This is a genomic window from Aquicoccus porphyridii (genome assembly GCF_008369105.1).
GTDB classification, from domain to species: domain Bacteria; phylum Pseudomonadota; class Alphaproteobacteria; order Rhodobacterales; family Rhodobacteraceae; genus Aquicoccus; species Aquicoccus porphyridii.
This window is the reverse complement of sequence record NZ_VINQ01000062.1, coordinates 1-886: the sequence shown is the minus strand read 5'-3', so window position 1 is coordinate 886 and position 886 is coordinate 1. Positions and strand designations below refer to the sequence as shown.

The window sequence follows — 886 nt, the reverse complement described above, 5'->3', positions numbered from 1 at the left end:
AAGTGCGGCGCATAGCGATTTATTGCGCCCCAGCTAATTAGCTGGGGCGCAATAAATTGATCATCGATGCCCGTCCGCTGTGGGCTCGAAGCCGACCTGCGGCAGCCCTCCCATCAAGCGATCGGTGGCGTCGTTCGCCGCCCTGACCGGCCGTCCATCAGACATCGGGATGCCGCTCGCGGCTTTCGCTGTACCCTGCCAGAAGGCCCGCTCCAATGGGCTATGCCAATCCCGAACAACTACCGGAACACCTTGCGTAGCGGGCCCTACGATGGCCGTCCCGACATGAGCACCCACAGTAGCGCGACGGCCAAGACCGGCAGGCTGGCGAGCGCGAGGTTCGTCCAGCCGTACTCGACCACGATGGCGCCCGAGGCGAACACGCAGATTGTGGCGGCGAGCGCGATCAGCGTGTCGTTGGTGCCCTGCACGACGGCGCGCTCATCGGCCGATACCGCGCTTGCGAGCATGGTCGTGGCCCCGATGAAGCCGAAGTTCCAGCCGATCCCCAGTACGATCAGCGCACCGTAGAAGTGATGCGAGGACACGCCGCTCGCGGCCACGAGCGCTGAGGCGACAAGCAGCGCCAGCCCCGTGACCACGACCGGCACCGTGCCGAAGCGCTTGATGACGAAGCCGGTGAAGAAGCTTGGTGCGAACATAGCGACCACGTGCCAGCGCACGACGTCACCCGCAAGCGCCTCCGAGTAGCCTGCCCCCGTCATGGCGAGCGGGGTAGGTGTGAACAGGCGTGCAAAATTGACCCCGTAGCGGGGTAATCGGCGTCCAAAAGTGACCCCCCTGATATTTCTGTTTTGATGCTTCCTCAGATGCATGAGGGAGCGAGTTGGGGATGTTGGTTGTGGAGACGATTGCGAAGATCAGG

At 63.4% G+C, this 886-nt stretch carries 1 protein-coding gene; it reads right to left on the bottom strand.

Going from position 1 to position 886, the window contains the following annotated elements; translation table 11 throughout:
* Positions 1-266: 266 nt before the first annotated feature.
* Complete coding sequence (locus tag FLO80_RS21740) at positions 267-725, bottom strand: MFS transporter (RefSeq protein ID WP_246156787.1); 459 nt, start codon at positions 723-725, stop codon at positions 267-269.
* Between the last annotated feature and the right edge of the window lie 161 nt (positions 726-886).